Source organism: Sphingomonas bacterium, from assembly GCF_903643035.1.
Classification (GTDB): domain Bacteria; phylum Pseudomonadota; class Alphaproteobacteria; order Sphingomonadales; family Sphingomonadaceae; genus Sphingomonas.
On record NZ_CAHJWW010000218.1, the window covers coordinates 1 to 4,638 of the forward strand.

Annotated in this window: 6 protein-coding genes, 1 tRNA gene and 1 other RNA gene; 3 read left to right on the forward strand and 5 right to left on the reverse strand. The window is 67.9% G+C overall.

The window, feature by feature from the left end; all coding sequences use genetic code 11:
• The 5 genes from dnaX to HUV01_RS12275 form a co-directional block, all read right to left on the reverse strand.
• The coding region (gene dnaX / locus HUV01_RS12255; RefSeq protein WP_254606609.1) for a DNA polymerase III subunit gamma/tau at positions 1 to 808 on the reverse strand (808 nt) is incomplete at its 3' end.
• A 231-nt stretch (positions 809 to 1,039) separates the two neighbouring features.
• An RNA gene (ffs, locus tag HUV01_RS12260) (signal recognition particle sRNA small type) lies at positions 1,040 to 1,134 on the reverse strand.
• Between the two features lie 42 nt (positions 1,135 to 1,176).
• Entirely contained in the window at positions 1,177 to 1,392 is a 216-nt protein-coding gene (locus HUV01_RS12265) for a hypothetical protein (RefSeq protein ID WP_174298527.1), read from the reverse strand.
• Positions 1,393 to 1,464: 72 nt separating this feature from the next.
• Positions 1,465 to 1,734, reverse strand: coding sequence for a hypothetical protein (locus tag HUV01_RS12270; protein WP_174298528.1), 270 nt, complete (start codon positions 1,732 to 1,734; stop codon positions 1,465 to 1,467).
• A 131-nt stretch (positions 1,735 to 1,865) separates the two neighbouring features.
• Positions 1,866 to 1,942: transfer RNA gene (locus HUV01_RS12275), tRNA-Pro, on the reverse strand.
• 207 nt (positions 1,943 to 2,149) lie between these two features.
• Here HUV01_RS12275 and pnuC point away from each other — a divergent pair.
• The 3 genes from pnuC to lepA all read left to right on the forward strand — a co-directional run.
• The gene (pnuC, locus tag HUV01_RS12280; RefSeq protein ID WP_174298529.1) at positions 2,150 to 2,719 is read left to right on the forward strand and encodes a nicotinamide riboside transporter PnuC; all 570 of its coding nucleotides are present in this window, start codon (positions 2,150 to 2,152) and stop codon (positions 2,717 to 2,719) included.
• Positions 2,716 to 3,249, forward strand: a complete 534-nt coding sequence (locus HUV01_RS12285; protein ID WP_174298530.1) for an AAA family ATPase — start codon at positions 2,716 to 2,718, stop codon at positions 3,247 to 3,249. Before pnuC ends, HUV01_RS12285 begins: the two co-directional genes overlap by 4 nt.
• Before the next feature lie 82 nt (positions 3,250 to 3,331).
• Positions 3,332 to 4,638: translation elongation factor 4 (gene lepA, locus HUV01_RS12290; protein ID WP_174298531.1), on the forward strand; the 1,307-nt coding region annotated here is incomplete at its 3' end.

Here is a 4,638-nt window from a genome sequence, read left to right on the forward strand (position 1 = left end):
CCGCCAGCGTCAGCGCCATCAGGTCGCGCACCGCGCCGCGGTCCGACAGGCCGAGCATGTCGCGCACCGCGCCCGCAGTCACCGCGCCGCCGGAGATACCCGCGTGCGCGATCGCCTGGTCCAGGATCGACAGCCCGTCACGCGCGGACCCTTCCGCCGCGCGGGCGATCAGCGCCAGCGCCTCCGGCTCGGCGGCGGCGTCCTCCTTCTCGCACACCGCGGCAAAGTGCGCGGCGAGCTTGTCGGCGGCGATGCGGCGCAGGTCGAACCGCTGGCAGCGCGAGAGCACCGTCACCGGCACCTTGTTCACCTCGGTGGTCGCCAGCAGGAACTTCACGCCCTCGGCCGGCTCCTCCAGTGTCTTCAGGAGCGCGTTGAACGCGTTCTTGGACAGCATGTGGACTTCGTCGATGATGTAGATCTTGTACCGCGCCGAGAACGCCGTCATCCGCGACGCGTCGATCACCGCCCGCATGTCGTCGACGCCGGTGTGGCTGGCGGCGTCCATCTCGATCACGTCGATGTCGCGGCCGTCCGTGATCGCGACGCAATGCTCGCACGCGCCGCACGGGTCGATGGTCGGCCCGCCCGTACCGTCGGGGCCGATGCAGTTGAGCGCCTTGGCCACCAGCCGGGCGGTGCTGGTCTTGCCCACGCCGCGCACGCCCGTCAGCAGGAACGCATGCGCCAGACGGTTGCGGCGGATGGCGTTGGCCAGCGTCGTGACCATCGCGTCCTGCCCGATCAGTTCGGAAAAGGTCTGCGGGCGATATTTGCGTGCGAGCACGCGATACGGCTGCGTCGCCATCGGTTGCGGCGGTTCATCCAGGCCAAGCGTGGCCATCAACGTGAGGCACCGGAACAGGGGAGGCGGGCGACGGACATCGCACCGTACATAGAGAGGCCTGATCGCGGCGTCACGGGGGCGTGGATCATGAAGGGCTGTCGCGGCGGATCCGTGCCATCGACCAAGACCCGGGGCATCATCGACCGCTCCAAGGAAGAAAGCCAGGGCAGCCTGCTGCGCCTGTCTTTCTTGCGGTGGGAGCCGGGACGACCCGCGACGAGAATCGTTGCGGCTGCTTCCTTCCGGATCTGACCGGGTTGGCGACGGCCGCGTCCGCCCGACTCCCATGCCTGCTATGGCGGAGCCGGGCGGCGCGGGTCAAGCCCGGGTCAATAGCCGACCGCGCGGCACACGCGGACATGGTGGCCGTGCCGATACTCGTTACGGCACTCCTGGTGGACATGGTTGTGGAATACCGGCCGAGTTTCGGTATGCGTCCGCGTCACGGTGCGCGTCACCACGGTCCGATGCTGCGCTAGCGCCACGCCGGGCGCAAGACCGGCAACGCCCACCAGCATGACGGCGGCGAGAGATGATATCTTCACGATGGCTCTCCTGCTCCTGGAGTGCGCGGGGCAGTCCGTCAGCCCCGCACGGGAATCGATGGTCCTGCCCGATCAGGCGTGAAAGCAGCGGCGCAGGCCGTGGCGATAGGTGCAGACCAGACGGCCGCGACGATAGCCGCCGCCATAGCCGGCACCATAGCCGTGACCCGGTCCATAGCCACGATCGCGATAGCCGTAGCCGCCGCTCCTGTATCCGCGATCGAAACCGCCATGCGTGCTGTGATAGCCGCCGTGATGGCCGTAGTATTGCGCTTCGGCCGGGGCGACGGCGCCGAACCCGCCGGCCAAGGCCAGTCCAGCCGCGATGATCGCTATCTTCATGAGAACCCTCCTATGTTCGTCCGGACCGTTCCGGGCGAGACACGGAAATGCGGCAACACCACTGACGATTTCCTGAACGCGACGTCCAGCCGCGAGCAAGGAAACCATGTCGATGAGAAGCCGAGTTCCAATGGTCGGGGAGAGAGGATTCGAACCTCCGGCCCCTGCCTCCCGAAGGCAGTGCTCTACCAGGCTGAGCTACTCCCCGACGGAGTCCGGTTCGCGACGGGCGCGCCCGGTTGGCTTGGAGCGGCGCCTATAGTCAGGCGTTGCGCGGCGTGCAAGCGGCTTGCTGGCGCGGTCCCCTGGAACGGACGGCGGTTCACTCCACTTGCCGATCCGGCGCGGAACGCTTTAGGCTATGTCCGGGAACGCGCCCTCCCGCGCGTTCCGGACGGACTCCGATGACCGACGGATGACGACGATCGACTGGCTCGCCCTTCTCCTCGGCATCGCCTGCGTCGTCCTCGGCGTGGTGCGCAGCGTCTGGACGTTTCCCGCCGGGATCGGGTCGGTCGCGCTGGTGGGCATATTGGCGGCGCGCGGACGCCTCTACAGCGATGCGCTGCTCCAGGTCTTCTATGTCGGCGCGAACGTCTATGGCTGGGCGAACTGGGCGCGCTCTCGCGATGCGGGCGGCGCGGTGGTGGTGGGGGGCATGAGCCTTGCGCGACGCGCCGGCTGGGCGGCCGCGTCCCTGGCGACCGCGGTCGCCTGGGGCGCCGCGATGGCGCGCTTCACCGACGCGGCCTATCCCTGGTGGGATGCGGGCGTCACCGTCGCCAGCATGGCCGCGCAGATGTTGATGGCGCAGCGATGGTGGGAGAACTGGGTCGTCTGGATCGCGGTGGACGCGGCGGCGGTGCCGCTATACCACGCCAAGCATCTCGAGACGGTGGTGATCCTGTACGTGGTCTATCTGGCGCTGTCGGTATGGGGGTTGGCTGACTGGCGTCGCGCCGCCCGCCCCGGTGCCCGGGCATGAGCCTGCGCACCATCTGCCTCCACGGCCCCGAGAGCACCGGCAAGTCGACCATCGCCCCGCGGCTTGCCGACCATTTCCAGTCGATATGCGTCGCGGAGTTCGGTCGCACCTATTGCGAGGCGTTCGGGACCGACCTGACGATGGCGGACCTCGTCATGATCGCCAGCGCGCATGATGCCAAGACGCAAGCCGCCGCCGCGACCGGCCGGCATCCGGTGATCCTCGATACCGATCCGCTGATGAGCGCGGTGTGGGCGGACATGATGTTCGGCCGGCGCGATCGGTGGTTCGACGCGTGGCGCAACACCGCGGACTTGTATCTGCTGTTCGACATCGACCTTCCATGGGTGGCGGACGGAACCCGCATGTTCGGCACGGCGGCGGAGCGGCGGCGTTTCTTCGACCTGTCGCGGGCCGAGCTGGAGCGGCGCGGCGTTCGCTGGGCGATGGTGGGCGGGCAGGGCCTGCGTCGCTACCTCAACGCGCTCGACGCGATCCGGCTGAGCGATCCTAACCGCACCAGCGGCTGATCCACCGCCCCGTCGCGCTTCGCTTTGCGACGCTGCGATGCTAACGGCACGAGGACCCCCGCTACAGGCAGCCCCCTCTCCCGTGTCCACCCCCCAGTCCAATATTCGAAACTTCTCGATCATCGCGCATATCGACCACGGCAAGTCGACACTCGCCGACCGGCTGATCCAGGCGACCGGCGGCCTCACCGCCCGCGAGATGAGCGAGCAGGTCCTCGACAACATGGACATCGAGAAGGAACGCGGGATCACCATCAAGGCGCAGACCGTGCGCCTGGCCTATACCGCCAGGGACGGCGAGACGTACGAGCTGAACCTGATGGACACGCCCGGCCACGTCGACTTCGCCTACGAGGTGTCGCGCAGCCTTGCCGCTTGCGAGGGCGCGTTGCTGGTCGTCGACGCGGCGCAGGGCGTGGAGGCGCAGACGCTCGCCAACGTCTACCAATCGATCGAGCACGACCACGAGATCGTGCCCGTCATCAACAAGATCGACCTGCCATCCGCCGATCCCGAAAAGGTGCGCGCGGAGATCGAGGACGTGATCGGCCTCGATGCTTCGGACGCGGTGCTGGCCAGCGCGAAGTCGGGGATCGGCATCGCGGAGGTGCTGGAGGCCGTGGTCCGCCGCGTACCCCCGCCAAAGGGCGACCCCGCCGCGCCGTTGCAGGCGATGCTGGTCGACAGCTGGTACGATCCGTACCTCGGCGTCGTCATTCTGATCCGCGTCGTCGACGGCGTGCTGAAGAAGGGTCAGCAGGTGACCTTCATGCAGGCGGGCACGCAGCATCTGGTCGACCGCGTCGGCTGCTTCCGCCCCAAGATCGAGCAGCTGACCGAATTGTCCGCGGGCGAGATCGGCTTCATCACCGCCCAGATCAAGGATGTGGCGCAGGCGCGGGTCGGCGACACGCTGACCGACAGCAAGCGCCCCGCCGCGACCGCGCTGCCGGGCTTCAAGGAGGTGCAGCCGGTCGTCTTCTGCGGGCTTTTCCCGGTCGATGCCAACGACTTCGAGAAGTTGCGCGAGTCGATTAGCCGGCTGCGGCTCAACGACGCGTCCTTCTCCTTCGAGATGGAAACCAGCGCCGCGCTCGGCTTCGGCTATCGCTGCGGCTTCCTGGGGCTGCTGCACCTCGAGATCATCCAAGAGCGGCTGACGCGCGAGTACGACCTCGACCTCATCACCACCGCGCCGTCGGTGGTGTACCGGATCGAGCTGATGCACGCCGATGCTTCCGGAGTCGGCGACCTGGAGCTGCACAACCCCGCCGACATGCCCGATCCCAGCCGGATCGCGACGATCGCCGAGCCGTGGATCGAGGCGACGATCTACGTCCCCGACGAGTATCTCGGCAGCATCCTGAAGCTGTGCCAGGACCGGCGCGG